Here is a 15,815-nt window from a genome sequence, read left to right as displayed (position 1 = left end):
CCGGGCGATTGCACGTTGTGGAAAACCACTGGGCTTGACGGCCCAGTGGTTTTTTCATGCCTGAGGATCCACCCGATCCAGCGCACGGTTCACCGCCAGCTCAGCGAGCATGATGATCTGCTGAATCGCCAGCGCCGTATTGCGCTGCGGTCGCCCCAACTGATCAGCGAAATCACTGGCCAGAGTGTTGGCTGAAGCGAGCGATTCACAGGCATGGGCGAGCAGGGTTTCGGTGTCGATTTCCGGCTGGATGAGAAACATGGTGCTGGGCGGGTGCGCCTTGCCAGGTTGCGGGCACAGGTAAAAATCCAGAGCCCGCTTGATCGCTTCGCGGTTTTTCGCGAGGTCGTCGGCGCGGATGGTTTGTTCGAGGGGGGAGGGTTCGTATGGTGGATCAGGCACAGGTTTTGACATTGATACGTTCCTAATCAATAGCCAATCACTTGCCGTTTCTCACGCGGCGGAGTGGTGGCAGCAGTGTGCGGGGTGAGAAACCGGTAGGAACAAGCCCGGCCGGACCGAAGTCCGCCCGCACACAGCCGCCATAACAATGCAGACAGCAGGAATGCCGGCGGCGATTATGGTGGTACTGATTGTGGATTAACAGTTCCTAAGGGTTCTCACACCCGATCGCCGAAGTTTCGGCGACACCAAAAGACTAGAGATCGCGCGTCCGACGGACAACCTGAAAACCTTGTGGGAAGGTTCTGCGAACTCAGATACCGCTTTAAACACACTCCAGATCGCCACCCTCACCCTAGCCCTCTCCCAGAGGGAGAGGGGACTGACCGAGTTGTTCAGGCGAGGTACGCCGACGTGAAAGTCCGAGTTGAACTCAGGATTTGCAAACCACACAAAATCGGCCCCCTCTCCCTCGGGAGAGGGCTGGGGTGAGGGGCAGCAACAACACAAATCAAAAGCCGGACACACACGCTTTTCACCACTCAATAGGCCGAGTATTGATCCGGGCGTGGGAGCGTAGCGACCGTCTGGCGCAGCCAGACACAGCGGAAGGAGGTGCAGCGAAGCAAACCGGAGCCGCTGCGCCCGGATCAGTCCCGGAGCGAAGGAATCCGAGCCTGCGAGGGCCGAACGTAGGAGCAAGCGTTTTTTTGCTTACTTTTTTTAGGCGTTTGTAAAAAAAGTGAGTCGCCGTAAGGGCGAAACCGCCAGCCGCCACACCCGAAGCAACGGATATTCACCCAAATCAAAACAAAACCAAGGCCAACAAAAAACCCGCAGACAATCCCTCATCTGCGGGTTTCCCGTTCAAGCAGCAAAGAAGATCAGAAATCCTCCAGCCGCCACACCTCATAAGCCGGCGTCTCATACGGATGACTGAGTTTCAACGCCGCCACAACAGCCACAATCAACTCATCCGCAACGACAAGCTCAACCTTCCATTCCTCAACCCGCTCAACCTGCCCCGCCTCACCGATAAACGGCTGACTGCCGTCCAACGGTCGAAACTGGCCCAGGCCAAGCACCTGCCACGCACAGTGGTCATAGTCACCGATCCGCCCACCACCGGCAGCGAACACAGCCCCTTTGACTACCTCGACATGACTGTCAGGAACAAAAAACGCCAGCTTGTACACAGGCCTTAGTTCACCCAGACGCGCGCATTACGGAACATGCGCATCCAAGGAGCATCCTCGGTCCAGTCTTCCGAACGCCACGAGTTCTGCACCGCACGGAACACACGCTCCGGGTGCGGCATCATGATCGTCACGCGACCGTCACGGCTGGTCAGACCGGTGATCCCGCGCGGCGAGCCGTTCGGGTTTGCCGGGTAGGCTTCGGTGACCTTGCCGTGGTTGTCGACAAAACGCATCGCCACGCAACCGGACAGATCGGCTTCCAGCAGTGCTTCTTCGCTGGCAAACTCGGCATGACCTTCACCGTGGGCGATAGCGATCGGCATGCGCGAACCGGCCATGCCCTGCAGGAAGATCGAGTTCGATTCCTGGATCTGCACCATCGCCACCCGCGCTTCAAACTGCTCGGAGCGGTTGCGCACGAAGTGCGGCCAGAACTCGCTGCCCGGGATCAGCTCGTGCAGGTTGGACATCATCTGGCAACCGTTGCACACGCCCAGCGTGAAGCTGTCGTTACGCTCGAAGAAGCCTTGGAACGCATCGCGGGCGCGGCTGTTGAACAGCGCCGACTTGGCCCAGCCTTCACCGGCGCCGAGCACGTCGCCGTAGGAGAAACCGCCGCAGGCCACCAGGCCCTTGAACTCGTTGAGGTCGACACGACCGGCGAGGATATCGCTCATGTGCACGTCGATCGCGCTGAAACCGGCGCGGTCGAATGCGGCGGCCATTTCCACCTGACCGTTGACGCCCTGCTCACGCAGCACGGCAACCTGTGGGCGGATGCCTTTCTTGATGTAAGGCGCGGCGATGTCCTGATTGACGTCGTAGCTGAGCTTGACGCTCAGGCCCGGGTTGTCTTCTTCCAGCAGCGCGTCGAATTCCTGCTCGGCGCAGTCGGCGTTGTCGCGCAGACGCTGGATCTGGTAGCTGGTCTCGGCCCACTGACGCTGCAGCAGACGACGCTGGCCTTCGAACACGGTGTCACCGTTGAAGGTGATGTTGATCTGGCCATTGTTGATCGGCTGACCGATCACCGACACGCAGTCGCCCAGGCCAGCGGCGCTGAATTGCGCGAGGATGTCCGGGGTGGCGTCCTGACGAACCTGGATCACCGCGCCGAGTTCTTCGTTGAACAGGATCGCGGCGATTTCCGAAGCGGATTCGGCAACGCTGTCCAGGTTCAGGCTCAGACCGCAGTGGCCGGCAAAGGCCATTTCCACCACGGAAGTCAGCAGACCACCGTCGGAACGGTCGTGGTAAGCCAGCAGGTGACCGTCGGCGTTGAGGCCCTGGATCACCGCGAAGAAGGCTTTCAGGTCTTCGGCGTCATCGACGTCCGGCGCATGCTTGCCGAGTTTGCCGTGGACTTGCGCGAGGATCGATGCACCCATGCGGTTCTGGCCGCGACCGAGGTCGATCAGGATCAGGTCGGTGGTGCCCTTGTCCATGCGCAGTTCCGGGGTCAGGGTCTGACGAATGTCAGCCACTGGCGCGAAACCGGTCACGATCAGCGACATCGGCGAAGTGACGGTCTTGTCTTCGCCGTTGTCATTCCAGCGCGTGGCCATGGACATCGAGTCCTTGCCCACCGGAATGGTGATGCCCAGCTCAGGGCACAGCTCCATGCCGACCGCTTTCACGGTGTCATACAAACGCGCGTCTTCGCCCGGGTGACCGGCCGCCGACATCCAGTTCGCCGACAGTTTGATGTCGGAGAGCTTGTTGATGCGCGAGGCGGCAATGTTGGTGATGGTTTCGCCGATGGCCATGCGGCCCGAGGCCGGCGCGTCCAGCAGCGCCAGCGGAGTACGCTCGCCCATCGCCATGGCTTCACCGGTGTAGACGTCGAAACTGGTGGCGGTGACGGCAACGTCGGCCACCGGCACTTGCCATGGGCCGACCATCTGGTCACGGGCGACGAGACCGGTGATGGTGCGGTCGCCGATGGTGATCAGGAAGCTTTTGCTGGCCACGGCCGGATGATGCAGAACGCGTTCGATGGACTCGCTGATGTCGAGGTTCGACGGATCGAAGTCATCGCCCAGCTCGGCTTCACGAACCACCGAACGGTGCATGCGCGGCGCCTTGCCCAGCAACACTTCCAGCGGCATGTCCACCGGGTTGTTGCCGAAGTGGCTGTCGGTGACGGTCAATTGCGGTTCGGCAGTGGCTTCCCCGACCACGGCAAACGGGCAACGCTCGCGTTCGCAGATCGCCTGAAAGCGCTCGAAATCTTCCGGGCCGACCGCCAGCACGTAACGTTCCTGGGATTCGTTGGACCAGATTTCGTGCGGGGCCATACCCGGCTCGTCGTTTGGAATGTTGCGCAGTTCGAAACGGCCACCGCGATCGCCGTCGTTGACCAGTTCCGGGAAGGCGTTGGACAGACCGCCCGCGCCAACGTCATGGATGAAGCTGATCGGGTTCTTGTCGCCGAGCTGCCAGCAACGGTCGATGACTTCCTGGCAGCGACGCTCCATTTCAGGGTTTTCACGCTGCACGGAAGCAAAATCCAGATCCGCCGAGCTGGTGCCGGTGGCCATCGACGAAGCCGCGCCGCCACCGAGACCGATCAACATCGCCGGGCCGCCGAGCACGATCAGCTTGGAGCCGACGACGATCTCGCCTTTCTTGACGTGTTCTTCACGGATGTTGCCCATGCCGCCAGCGAGCATGATCGGCTTGTGGTAACCGCGAACTTCGTCACCGTGCGGGGTGGTGATCGATTGTTCGAAGGTACGGAAGTAGCCGGTCAGGGCCGGACGGCCGAATTCGTTGTTGAACGCAGCGCCGCCGAGCGGGCCTTCGATCATGATGTCCAGCGCGGTGACGATGCGCTCAGGCTTGCCGTACGGCACTTCCCACGGCTGTTCGAAGCCCGGGATCTGCAAGTTCGATACGGTGAAACCGGTGAGGCCGGCCTTGGGCTTGGCGCCACGACCGGTTGCACCTTCGTCACGGATCTCGCCACCGGAGCCGGTGGATGCGCCCGGGAACGGAGCAATCGCGGTCGGGTGGTTATGGGTTTCAACCTTCATCAGGATGTGCACCGGCTCCTGCACCGCGCCGTACTGGCGGGTTTCAGGGTTCGGGAAGAAGCGGCCGGCAACGTTGCCGACAATCACCGAAGCGTTGTCCTTGTAAGCGGACAGCACGCCTTCGCTGTGCATCTGATAGGTGTTCTTGATCATGCCGAACAGGCTTTTTTCCTGGCTCTGGCCGTCAATGTCCCAACTGGCGTTGAAGATCTTGTGGCGGCAGTGCTCGGAGTTGGCCTGGGCGAACATCATCAGTTCGATGTCGTGCGGGTTGCGCCTCAGACCGTTGAAGGCGTTGACCAGATAGTCGATCTCGTCTTCGGCCAGGGCCAGGCCCAGCTCGGTGTTGGCCTTTTCCAGCGCGGCGCGGCCGCCACCGAGGATGTCGATGGCGGTCAGCGGCTTCGGCTCGGCGTGGCTGAACAGTCCGGCGGCCTGCTCGAGGTTGGCCAGCACGATCTGGGTCATGCGGTCATGCAGCGCGTCCGAAATCAGCTGGGCTTCGGCTTCGCTGAACTGCCCTGCAACATAGAAGGCGATACCGCGTTCCAGGCGCTGGATCTTGCTCAGGCCGCAGTTGCGGGCGATGTCGCTGGCCTTGCTCGACCACGGCGAGATGGTGCCGAAACGCGGCAACACCAGAAACAGACGACCGGTCGGCTCTTGAACCGGAACACTTGGGCCGTACTTCAGAAGGCGCGCTAGCACCTGCTGTTCGTCGCCGGTCAGGACGCCGGTGACTTCGGCGAAGTGAGCGAATTCAGCATACAGGCCACTGACAGCTGGAACCTTCTGGCTCAGTTGCTCAAGGAGTTTGCTGTGGCGAAAGGCAGAAAGGGCAGGAGCGCCGCGCAGGATCAACATCTTCGGGACAGCCTCGGGAAGGGGTGTGCTTTGAGGCCGTGCATTCTAGCCTAAACCGACCTCAACATCACCCGAAACGCTACGCACGGTTGCACTCGGGTAGCAATCTGTGTTTCTGCCTTCGGGGTCAGGTAAATCGAGCGTTTCAGCATGGCTTATTTTTACTGTAACAAAATGCCCTGAAGGCCCGTATTCAAGGGATTTCGCTCGGATTTGTGATCGCTAGCAGACTAGTCCTACGCTGTCGAGATATGGCGCTCGTGGCCGTTTGCGTATACTGCGCAGATGTTTTTCCCAACGGCTTTGCGTCCGCGATACGCCAAATGGCTGATCGCAACCGGACTCTTCCTGATGCTCGGTGGCTGTGTTGATAAACCCAACACACTCGAGCGCGTAAAGGAGGATGGTGTGCTGCGCGTGGTTACCCGCAACAGCCCCGCCACCTACTTTCAGGATCGCAGCGGTGAAACCGGCTTCGAATACGAGCTGGTGAAGCGCTTCGCCGACGATTTGGGCGTCGAGCTGAAGATCGAGACGGCCGACAATCTCGATGACCTGTTCAACCAGGTCGGCAAGCCGAACGGCCCGGTACTCGCGGCCGCCGGTCTGGTCAGCAGCGATGAACGCAAGAAGCAGGTGCGGTTCTCCCACTCCTACCTCGAAGTCACCCCGCAGATCATCTACCGCAACGGCCAGTCGCGCCCTACAGATCCGGCGGATCTGGTCGGCAAGAAGATCACCGTGCTCAAGGGCAGCACCCACGCCGAACAACTGGCCGCGCTGAAACAGAAATATCCCGGCATCGAATACGAAGAATCCGACGCCGTTGAAGTGGTCGATCTGCTGCGCATGGTCGATGAAGGCCAGATTGACCTGACCCTGGTCGACTCCAACGAAGTGGCGATGAATCAGGTGTACTTCACCAACATCCGCGTGGCCTTCGACCTCGGCGACGCGCGCAGCCAGAGCTGGGCGGTGGGCCCGGGCGAAGACAACAGCCTGCTCAATGAAATCAACGCCTATCTGGACAAGGTGCAGAAAAACGGCACCCTGCAACGCCTGAAGGACCGCTACTACGGCCACGTTGATGTGCTTGGCTACATGGGCGCCACCACCTTCGCCCAGCACTTGCAGCAGCGCCTGCCGAAATACGAACAGCACTTCAAGAACTACGCGAAGAAAGAGAAAGTCGACTGGCGCCTGCTGGCCGCCATCGGTTATCAGGAATCCCTGTGGCAGCCGACGGTGACCTCGAAAACCGGCGTGCGCGGTCTGATGATGCTGACCCAGAACACCGCGCAGGCGATGGGCGTGTCGAACCGCCTCGATCCCAAGCAGAGCATTATGGGCGGTGCCAAGTACCTGGCTTATATGAAAGATCAGCTCGACGATTCGATCCAGGAACCGGATCGCACCTGGTTCGCCCTGGCGGCGTACAACGTCGGCAGCGGTCATCTGGATGACGCGCGCAAACTGGCGGCGAAGGAAGGCTTGAATCCGGACAAGTGGCTGGACGTGAAAAAGATCCTGCCGCGCCTCTCGCAGAAGCAGTGGTACAGCAAGACCCGCTACGGTTACGCCCGCGGTGGCGAGCCGGTGCATTTCGTGGCGAACATCCGTCGCTACTACGACATCCTGACTTGGGTGACCCAGCCGCAGCTTGAGGGCGATCAGGTGGCCGAGGGCAATCTGCATGTGCCGGCGATCGACAAGTCGAAACCGGCGCAAGAGCCCGCCCCGCTCTAACCCAAACCTCAAATCCAACTGTGGGAGCGAGCCTGCTCGCGAAAGCGTCGTGTCAGTCGACATTATCTTTGACTGATACATCGTTTTCGCGAGCAGGCTCGCTCCCACAGGGGTTTTGTGCAGCTGCTCAGGATTTGGCAGCAGCCAGAATCAGCGCTTTCATTTCCGATACGGCGGACTTGAAGCCCACGAACAACGCATGCGCCACCAGCGCGTGGCCGATGTTCAGTTCGTTGATGCCTTTGATCGCCGCCACGGCCTCGACGTTGTGGTAATGCAGGCCGTGCCCGGCATTGACGATCAGGCCCTGCGCCAGTCCAAACGCCACGCCATCAGCGACGCGTTTGAGCTCTTCTGCCACTTCAGTCGGGGTTTCGGCATCGGCGTAACGCCCGGTGTGCAGCTCGATGGCCGGTGCACCGATGCGCTTGGAGGCGGCGATCTGGCGCTCGTCGGCGTCGATGAACAGCGACACTTCGCTGCCGATCTTCGACAAACGCTCGACCGCAGCCCTGATGCGCTCCTCCTGCCCCGCTACATCCAGGCCACCCTCGGTGGTCAGTTCCTGACGGGTTTCCGGGACCAGGCAAATGTGCGCCGGGCGAATGCGCTCGGCGAAAGCCATCATTTCTTCGGTGACGCCCATTTCGAAATTCATGCGCGTTTGCAGCACATCCTTGAGCAGCAACACGTCGCGCTCCTGGATGTGACGGCGGTCTTCGCGCAGGTGCACGGTGATGCCATCGGCGCCCGCCTCTTCTGCATCCAGCGCCGCTTTGACCGGATCCGGGTAGCGCGTGCCACGGGCCTGACGCAAGGTGGCGACGTGGTCGATGTTCACGCCGAGAAGAATGCGATTGCTGCTGGTCACGGATGCGCTCCTGAATTGAGAGGTTCGGCGCACAGCATATCAGGGCTTGCGAAACAGCTCGCGACTGACAAGCGGACGCCCGCCCAAATGCACCGCCAGCGCCTGGCGCATCAGACGCTTGGCCGCCGACAGCGCACCGGGCGCCGACCAGTCGGCTTCGGCCATGGCCAGCAGCTCGGTACCGTTGAACAGGCCGGGTTGCAGCAGATACACCCGCTCGAGTCCGGCGTCCACTTGCAAACGGTAGAGGCCGTCAGCAGCGACGGGCTCACCGTGCATATCGGTGTTCATGGAAAAGCCGTAGCCGAGATCATCCAGCAATCGCCATTCGAAGGAGCGCAACAATGGCTCCAGCGGTCGACCTTCGGCCAGCGCCAGCAAGGTCGCGGCGTAATGATCGAACACCGCCGGATGCGGATCTTCGGCAGGCAACAGGCGAATCAACAGCTCGTTGAGATAGAGGCCGCTGAACAGCGCCTCGCCGTTGAGCCACGCAGAGGTGCCAGAACTCTCCATGCGCCCGACATTCTTCAGCTCGCCCTTGCCACGGAACTCGACCTCCAGCGCCACGAACGGCCGCGCCAGCGTCCCGGCCTTGCCCCGCGCACTGCGCAACACCGCCCGCAGCCGACCTTGCGGCGTGAGGAAATCGACCAGTGCGCTGGTTTCGCGATAGGCGCGCGAATGCAGGACATAGGCGGGTTGGGCGGGAGGCGGGTTTTGCGACATTGAGTTCTCGATGAAGAAACGCGGTTTTACATACAACCCAAAACCACTGTGGGAGCGAGCCTGCTCGCGAAAGCGGAGTGACAGTCAACATCAATGCTGAGTGTTACATCCTCTTCGCGAGCAGGCTCGCTCCCACAGTGAGTAGCGGTGTTTTCGAGATCGCTACTTACAGATCGCCATAACCCAGCGAACGCAGCGCGCGCTCGTCATCGGACCAGCCGCCCTTCACCTTGACCCACAGGTTGAGCATGATCTTGGAGTCGAACAGCAGCTCCATGTCCTTGCGCGCTTCGGTGCCGATGCGCTTGATGCGCTCGCCCTTGTCGCCAATGATGATTTTCTTCTGGCCGTCACGCTCGACGAGAATCAGCGCGTGGATGTGCAGGGTCTTGCCCTGCTGCTTGAATTCTTCGATTTCGACGGTGATCTGGTACGGCAGCTCGGCACCCATCTGGCGCATGATTTTCTCGCGCACCAGTTCGGCGGCAAGGAAACGGCTGCTGCGGTCGGTGATCTGGTCTTCCGGGAAGAAGTGATCATTCTCCGGCAAGTGATCGGCGATGACCTTTTCCAGCGCTTCGAGATTGTGCCCGTGCTGCGCGGAAATCGGGATGATCTGGGCGTTTGGCAGCTGTTCCTGCAACCAGCTCAGGTGCGGCATCAGCTCGGCTTTGTCTTCGATGCGATCGGTCTTGTTCAGCGCGACGATCAGCGGGCCGGTCACGTATTGCACACGCTCGAGCACCATCTGGTCTTCGTCGGTCCACTTGGTGCGGTCGACGACGAAGATCACCACGTCGACGTCTTTCAACGCCGCCGAAGCGGTTTTGTTCATGTAACGGTTCAGGGCCTTTTCGCCACCCTTGTGCATGCCCGGGGTGTCGACGTAGATCGCCTGGACGTCGCCCTCGGTCTTGATGCCGAGCATGTTGTGGCGAGTGGTCTGCGGCTTGCGCGAAGTGATCGCAAGCTTCTGCCCGAGGATGTGGTTGAGCAGCGTCGACTTGCCGACGTTGGGACGGCCGACGATGGCAACGTAGCCACAGCGAGTTGCGTTTGTATCAGTCATTGCCATTCTCCACGCCCAGGGCAATCAGTGCTGCGGCGGCCGCTACCTGTTCGGCAATACGACGGCTCACACCCTGACCTCGGCTTTTTTCATTCAGTAAGACCACTTCGCATTCGACGAAGAAGGTACGGCAGTGCGGTTCGCCCTGAATATCCACCACTTCGTAGCGTGGCAGTTCGCAACCGCGCGATTGCAGGTGTTCCTGCAAGCGGGTTTTCGGATCCTTGTTGGTGTCGACCAGCGTCAGGCCTTCGAATTCGCCGGCTAGCCACGCCAGTACGCGCTCGCGGGCGACGTCCATGCCGGCATCGAGGTAGATCGCACCGATCAGAGCTTCGAGGGCATCGGCGAGAATCGATTCACGGCGGAAACCACCGCTCTTCAGTTCACCTGAACCCAGGCGCAGATAATCACCGAGGTCGAAACCGCGAGCCAGTACGGCCAGCGTCTCACCTTTTACCAGCCGTGCGCGCAAACGCGACAACTGACCTTCGCGGGCCAGCGGGAAGCGATCGAACAGCGCCTCGCCAGCGACGAAGTTGAGGATGGCATCACCGAGGAATTCCAGACGCTCGTTGTTGCGCCCGGCAAAACTGCGGTGCGTGAGGGCCAGCAGCATCAGCTCCTGGTCCTTGAAGGTGTAACCGAGCTGGCGCTCGAGACGGCTTAGAGAAACGCTCACGGTTTACCCACGCTGAGTTCGTGGCTGGTTTCCACTGCCATCGCCGGGGTACGGCGCAGGCCTGGGACAATTAACGCTGTGTTCAAAAAATAGATCCTGGCGATTGCGAAGCCGATTGTGCCGGCTCCAGAAATGCATTCGGCGCTGTGGTCAACAGCGCCGTGTTTGATTACTTGATCAGGCCGACCCGCGAGAAATTCGGCAGGTGGCTGAGTTTCGGCTCTGGCCAGCTCATCCAGACCGCGAAGGCCTTGCCGACAATATTCTTGTCGGGAACCATGCCCAGCAGATCCTTGGGAATGTTCGGATCATCCCAGTAGCGGCTGTCGTTCGAATTGTCGCGGTTGTCGCCCATCATGAAGTAGTGCCCGGCAGGCACCGTCCACGAACGATCCGGAGTGGCGCGGTAACGGCTCATTTCCTTGCGGATCAGGTGCTCGGCTGCGCCGAGTTTTTCCTGATAGAGCTCCGCACTGCCCAGCGAACCTGCTTCGGCGCCGGCCATCTTCTCGGCGATCGACTCACCGTTGACGAACAGACGCTTGTCGGCGGTGTAACGCACCGTGTCACCCGGCAGGCCGACCACACGCTTGATGTAGTTGACGTTCGGGTCGCTCGGGTAGCGGAACACCATCACATCGCCGCGCTGCGGGTCACCGACTTCGATGATCTTCTTGTCGATCACCGGCAGACGGATGCCGTAGGAAAACTTGTTCACCAGAATGAAGTCGCCGACGTCCAGGGTCGGTTTCATCGAGCCGGACGGAATCTGGAACGGCTCCACCAGGAACGAACGCAGCACCAGCACGATGAACAGCACCGGAAAGAACGACTTGCCGTATTCAACCAGCAGCGGCTCTTTGTTCAGCTTCTCGACCACCACAGGCTCGGGTTGGCTGACACTGCCTTGATAGGAGGCAATGGCAGCCCGCCGACGCGGTGCCAGGAACAGCAGATCAATCAACGCCAACAGGCCGCAGACGAACACGGCGATGACCAGCAACAGCGGGAAATTTAGCGACATAGGACCTGATTATTCCAACCTGAGCACGGCGAGGAAGGCTTCCTGTGGAATTTCCACGTTGCCGACCTGTTTCATGCGTTTCTTACCGGCCTTCTGCTTCTCGAGCAGCTTCTTCTTACGACTGACGTCACCGCCGTAGCATTTGGCCAATACGTTCTTTCTGAGCGCCTTGACGGTTGTCCGGGCCACGATCTGACCACCGATGGCGGCCTGAATCGCCACGTCGAACATCTGACGAGGAATCAGTTCTTTCATCTTCTCGGTCAACTGGCGACCTTTGAAGTGCGAATTGTCACGGTGCACGATCAATGCCAGGGCATCGACCTTGTCGCCGTTGATCAGCACGTCCAGTTTCACCAGATTAGCCGATTGGTAACGATCGAAATGGTAGTCCAGCGAAGCATAGCCGCGGCTGGTGGATTTGAGACGGTCGAAGAAGTCCAGGACCACTTCGTTCATCGGCAGGTCGTAGGTGACTTGCACCTGATTGCCGAGGAACAGCATGTCGACCTGAACGCCGCGTTTCTCGATGCACAGGGTGATGACGTTGCCCAGGTGTTCCTGCGGTACGAGGATATTGGCGCGCACGATTGGCTCGCGCATGTCCTCGATCGCCGACACATCCGGAAGCTTCGACGGGTTGTCGACGTAAATCGTTTCACCGGTTTTCAGCACCAGCTCGAAAATTACTGTCGGCGCGGTGGTGATCAGGTCCAGGTCGTATTCGCGCTCGAGGCGCTCCTGGATGATTTCCATGTGCAGCATGCCGAGGAAGCCGCAACGGAAGCCAAAGCCCAGGGCGTCGGAGCTTTCCGGGGTGTACTGCAGCGACGAGTCGTTCAGGGTCAGCTTCTGCAGCGCTTCGCGGAAATCCTCGAAGTCGTCGGAGCTGACCGGGAACAGACCGGCGTAAACCTGTGGCTGAATGCGTTTGAAGCCCGGCAGCACCGGCACGTCCGGCGTGGAGCTCAAGGTCAGGGTGTCACCGACCGGCGCACCGTGAATATCCTTGATGCTGGCGATGATGAAGCCCACTTCGCCGGCCTTCAGATCAACGGTGGCGGTGTGTTTCGGGTTGAACACGCCGACGCTGTCGACCAGGTGCACCTTGCCGGTGGACTTGACCAGAATCTTGTCGCCCTTCTTCACACGGCCGTGGCGCACGCGTACCAGGGAAACAACGCCCAGGTAGTTGTCGAACCAGGAGTCGATGATCAACGCTTGCAGCGGATCTTCGATGTTGCCGGTCGGCGCAGGAATGGTGTGCACCAGACGCTCGAGCACTTCGTCGACACCCAGGCCGGTCTTGGCGCTGCAGGTGACGGCGTCGGTAGCGTCGATGCCGATGATCTTCTCGATCTCGTCCTTGACGCGATCCGGCTCGGCCTGGGGCAGGTCGATCTTGTTCAGTACCGGCATGACCTCCAGGCCCTGCTCGATGGCGGTGTAGCAGTTGGCCACGGACTGGGCTTCGACGCCCTGCCCCGCATCGACCACCAGCAAGGCACCTTCGCACGCGGCCAGGGAACGGCTGACTTCGTAGGTGAAGTCGACGTGGCCCGGGGTGTCAATGAAGTTCAGCTGGTAGGTGATGCCGTCTTTGGCTTTGTAATAGAGGGTAACGCTGTGGGCCTTGATGGTGATCCCGCGCTCACGCTCAAGATCCATGGAATCCAGTACCTGGGCTTCCATTTCACGCTCGGCCAGGCCGCCGCACATCTGGATGAAACGGTCAGCCAGCGTCGACTTGCCATGGTCAATGTGGGCGATGATGGAGAAATTGCGGATATGACTCAAATCACTCACGGATCAACACTCAAAAAGGCTGCAGGCTTGGCCCGCCGAAAAATAGCCGGGAATTGTACCTGATACACGGCGCAAGCGTCACGTTCGCCTGTCACCCGGATCGCATGCAAAAACGCCCCGGTCTGGCGACCGAGGCGTTTTCAGGGCTCAAGCGCTGAATGAAAGCTTGTTCATCAGCCCGCTCGCCTGAGCAGCCAGACACCCGCCAGCGCACACACGCCGGCCGGCACCAGCACCGCAAACAGCGGCGAGAAACCGAACACCAGACTCGATGGCCCCAGCAGATCCTGGACGATGCGGAAGGTGAAGCCCACCAGCACGCCAGTGAAGACCCGCTGACCAAGGGTCACCGAGCGCAGTGGGCCGAAGATGAACGAGATCGCCATCAGCACCAGCGCGGCGGTCACCAGCGGCTGCAACACCTTGACCCAAAATGCCAGCCAGTAGCGACCATTGCTCAGGCCCTGCTCCGCCAGATAGTGGATGTAGCCCCACAGACCGCTGATCGACAGCGATTCCGGCGCCATCACCACGGTGCTGAGCAGCTGCGGGCTCAACGCCACGTCCCACTCCTCGCTCGGACTGTTGACCACTTCAGTACTGCGCTCATGGAACAGCGTGGTGGCAACGTCGGTGAGCTGCCACTTGGTGCCGTCGAACTCGGCCTTCTTGGCGAAGCTGGAGCTGAGCAGATGGCGCTCCTTGTCGAAGTGATAGCGCGTCACGCCGTACAACAGACCGTTCGGCTGAACCGCGTTGATGTGGATGAATTCCTCACCCTGACGGTGCCACATACCGTGCTTGGCGCTTTGCGCGTCGCCGCTGCCCTGGGCCAGCGAGCGATTGGCCTGGGCCATGCTTTCGGTGGCCGGGGCGACGTATTCGCCGATCAGCACGCCGGCGAGCATCAGCACCAGCATCGGCTTCATGACAGCCCAGACGATACGGCCGATCGACACGCCAGCAGCGCGCATGACCGTCAGCTCACTGCTGCTGGCCAGACTGCCGAGACCGATCAGGCAGCCGATCAATGCGGCCATCGGCAACATTTCATACAGCCGGCGCGGTGCGGTCAGCAATACAAAGCCGAGCACGTCGACCAGCGTGTAGGTGTCGCTGACGTCGCCCATTTCATCGATGAAGGCAAACAGCGTCGCCAGGCCGAGGATGATCGCCAGCACAGCGATGATCGCCATGAACACGCTGCTGCCGATGTAGCGGTCGAGTTTAACCACGGGCCACCTCCAGCGCAGCGCTGCGACGGCTGGCCAGTTTCAGACGCAGCGGCTCCCAATACAGCAGGCCGAGGCCGATCACCAGGAAGATCGCGTGCACCCACCACAGGCCAAGGGCCGGCGGGATCTTGCCTTTTTCAAGGGCGCCGCGAGCGGCAATCAGGATGGTCAGGTAAGCCATATAAAGAAGAATCGCCGGCAGCAGCTTGAGGAAACGCCCCTGGCGCGGATTCACCCGCGACAGCGGCACCGCCATCAGGGTCACGATGAACACCAGCAACGGCAGCGACATACGCCATTGCAGTTCGGTTTTCGAACGAATGTCGTCGCTGCCCCACAGGGACGAGGTCGGCATCGCGTCACGGTCGGTGACTTCTTCGCTTACGTCCGGCTTGGGCAGCAGCACGCCGTAGGTTTCGTAATGAATGGCGCGGTAATCGGCCTGCCCCGGGCTGCCGTCATAGCGATAGCCGTTGTCGAGAATCAGATAGCGATTGCCATCGGGGCGGATTTCCTGACGGCCCGACTCGGCCACCAGCACGGAAATCCCACGGTCCTTTTTATCGGCGCCGAGGTTCTTCTGCGAGATGAACACGCTGCCGAGATTGACGCGATCGTCGCTCAGGGTTTCGGTGTAGGTCACCCGAGTGCCATCACGCAGGGCCTGGAAGCGGCCCGGCTCGAGGGTATCGAACTCGGTCAGCGCGTCCTGCTTGTTCAGCAGCAGCTGAAACTGGTTGGCGCCCTGCGGAGCCAGACCGAGGCTCAGCCACGCCACTACCAGTGCCACCAGCGTCGCCGGAAACAGGGTCATGCGAAACAGCTTCTGCTGGCTCATGCCGGTGGCCGAGAGCACGGTCATTTCGCTTTCAAGGTACAGGCGACCGTAGGCCAGCAGGATCCCGAGGAACAGGCCCAGCGGCAGAATCAGTTGCAGGAAACCCGGCAGACGAAAGCCCATGATCAGGAACAGCGAGCCCGGATCGAGCTGACCGGCTGCAGCCTGCGCCAGGTATTTGATGAAGCGACCGCTCATGATGATGACCAGCAGCACGGCACTTACGGCGCTGAGGGTCAACAGGACTTCGCGGGACAGATAACGGAAGACGATCAAACCAGACACTCCAGGGTTGTCAGGCTAAGGCGGCCAAAC

12 protein-coding genes are annotated in these 15,815 nt (G+C 60.6%); 1 reads left to right on the top strand and 11 read right to left on the bottom strand.

Annotation, left to right across the window (positions count from 1 at the left end; translation table 11 throughout):
- Positions 1–54 precede the first annotated feature (54 nt).
- The 3 genes from ASG55_RS01395 to purL all read right to left on the bottom strand — a co-directional run bounded on the left by ASG55_RS01395 (position 55) and on the right by purL (position 5,500).
- Positions 55–414: a DUF6124 family protein gene (locus ASG55_RS01395; protein ID WP_056783103.1), complete on the bottom strand. Its 360-nt coding sequence runs from the start codon at positions 412–414 to the stop codon at positions 55–57.
- An 872-nt stretch (positions 415–1,286) separates the two neighbouring features.
- Positions 1,287–1,598 (bottom strand): Nif3-like dinuclear metal center hexameric protein, encoded by a 312-nt coding sequence (locus tag ASG55_RS01390; RefSeq protein WP_042607740.1) that lies wholly within the window; start codon positions 1,596–1,598, stop codon positions 1,287–1,289.
- 5 nt (positions 1,599–1,603) lie between these two features.
- Positions 1,604–5,500, bottom strand: a complete 3,897-nt coding sequence (purL, locus tag ASG55_RS01385) for a phosphoribosylformylglycinamidine synthase (protein WP_056783101.1) — start codon at positions 5,498–5,500, stop codon at positions 1,604–1,606.
- A gap of 285 nt (positions 5,501–5,785) precedes the next feature.
- On the opposite strand from purL, the gene mltF reads away from it, so the two are divergent.
- Entirely contained in the window at positions 5,786–7,246 is a 1,461-nt protein-coding gene (mltF, locus tag ASG55_RS01380) for a membrane-bound lytic murein transglycosylase MltF (protein WP_081932530.1), read from the top strand.
- A gap of 127 nt (positions 7,247–7,373) precedes the next feature.
- Here mltF and pdxJ read toward each other — a convergent pair whose 3' ends face one another.
- The 8 genes from pdxJ to lptF form a co-directional block, all read right to left on the bottom strand.
- Positions 7,374–8,117, bottom strand: coding sequence for a pyridoxine 5'-phosphate synthase (pdxJ, locus tag ASG55_RS01375; protein WP_056783098.1), 744 nt, complete (start codon positions 8,115–8,117; stop codon positions 7,374–7,376).
- Between the two features lie 39 nt (positions 8,118–8,156).
- Entirely contained in the window at positions 8,157–8,846 is a 690-nt protein-coding gene (recO, locus tag ASG55_RS01370; RefSeq protein ID WP_056783095.1) for a DNA repair protein RecO, read from the bottom strand.
- 166 nt (positions 8,847–9,012) lie between these two features.
- The gene (gene era / locus ASG55_RS01365; protein WP_016771562.1) at positions 9,013–9,915 is read right to left on the bottom strand and encodes a GTPase Era; all 903 of its coding nucleotides are present in this window, start codon (positions 9,913–9,915) and stop codon (positions 9,013–9,015) included.
- Entirely contained in the window at positions 9,908–10,597 is a 690-nt protein-coding gene (gene rnc, locus ASG55_RS01360; RefSeq protein WP_024011703.1) for a ribonuclease III, read from the bottom strand. The genes era and rnc overlap by 8 nt, the downstream gene beginning before the upstream one ends.
- Before the next feature lie 169 nt (positions 10,598–10,766).
- Positions 10,767–11,621 carry a signal peptidase I gene (lepB, locus tag ASG55_RS01355; RefSeq protein WP_056783094.1) on the bottom strand — a complete coding sequence of 285 codons (855 nt, stop codon included), beginning with the start codon at positions 11,619–11,621 and terminating at the stop codon, positions 10,767–10,769.
- A 9-nt stretch (positions 11,622–11,630) separates the two neighbouring features.
- Positions 11,631–13,427, bottom strand: a complete 1,797-nt coding sequence (lepA, locus tag ASG55_RS01350; protein ID WP_016771564.1) for a translation elongation factor 4 — start codon at positions 13,425–13,427, stop codon at positions 11,631–11,633.
- 173 nt (positions 13,428–13,600) lie between these two features.
- Complete coding sequence (gene lptG, locus ASG55_RS01345) at positions 13,601–14,662, bottom strand: LPS export ABC transporter permease LptG (RefSeq protein WP_056783092.1); 1,062 nt, start codon at positions 14,660–14,662, stop codon at positions 13,601–13,603.
- Positions 14,655–15,776: an LPS export ABC transporter permease LptF gene (lptF, locus tag ASG55_RS01340; RefSeq protein WP_016771566.1), complete on the bottom strand. Its 1,122-nt coding sequence runs from the start codon at positions 15,774–15,776 to the stop codon at positions 14,655–14,657. Before lptF ends, lptG begins: the two co-directional genes overlap by 8 nt.
- Positions 15,777–15,815: the final 39 nt, after the last annotated feature.

The sequence above is a fragment of the Pseudomonas sp. Leaf434 genome, from assembly GCF_001425545.1.
GTDB lineage: Bacteria > Pseudomonadota > Gammaproteobacteria > Pseudomonadales > Pseudomonadaceae > Aquipseudomonas > Aquipseudomonas siliginis.
The sequence above is the reverse complement of the archived record's forward strand: the minus strand, read 5'-3'. Positions and strand labels throughout refer to the sequence as shown.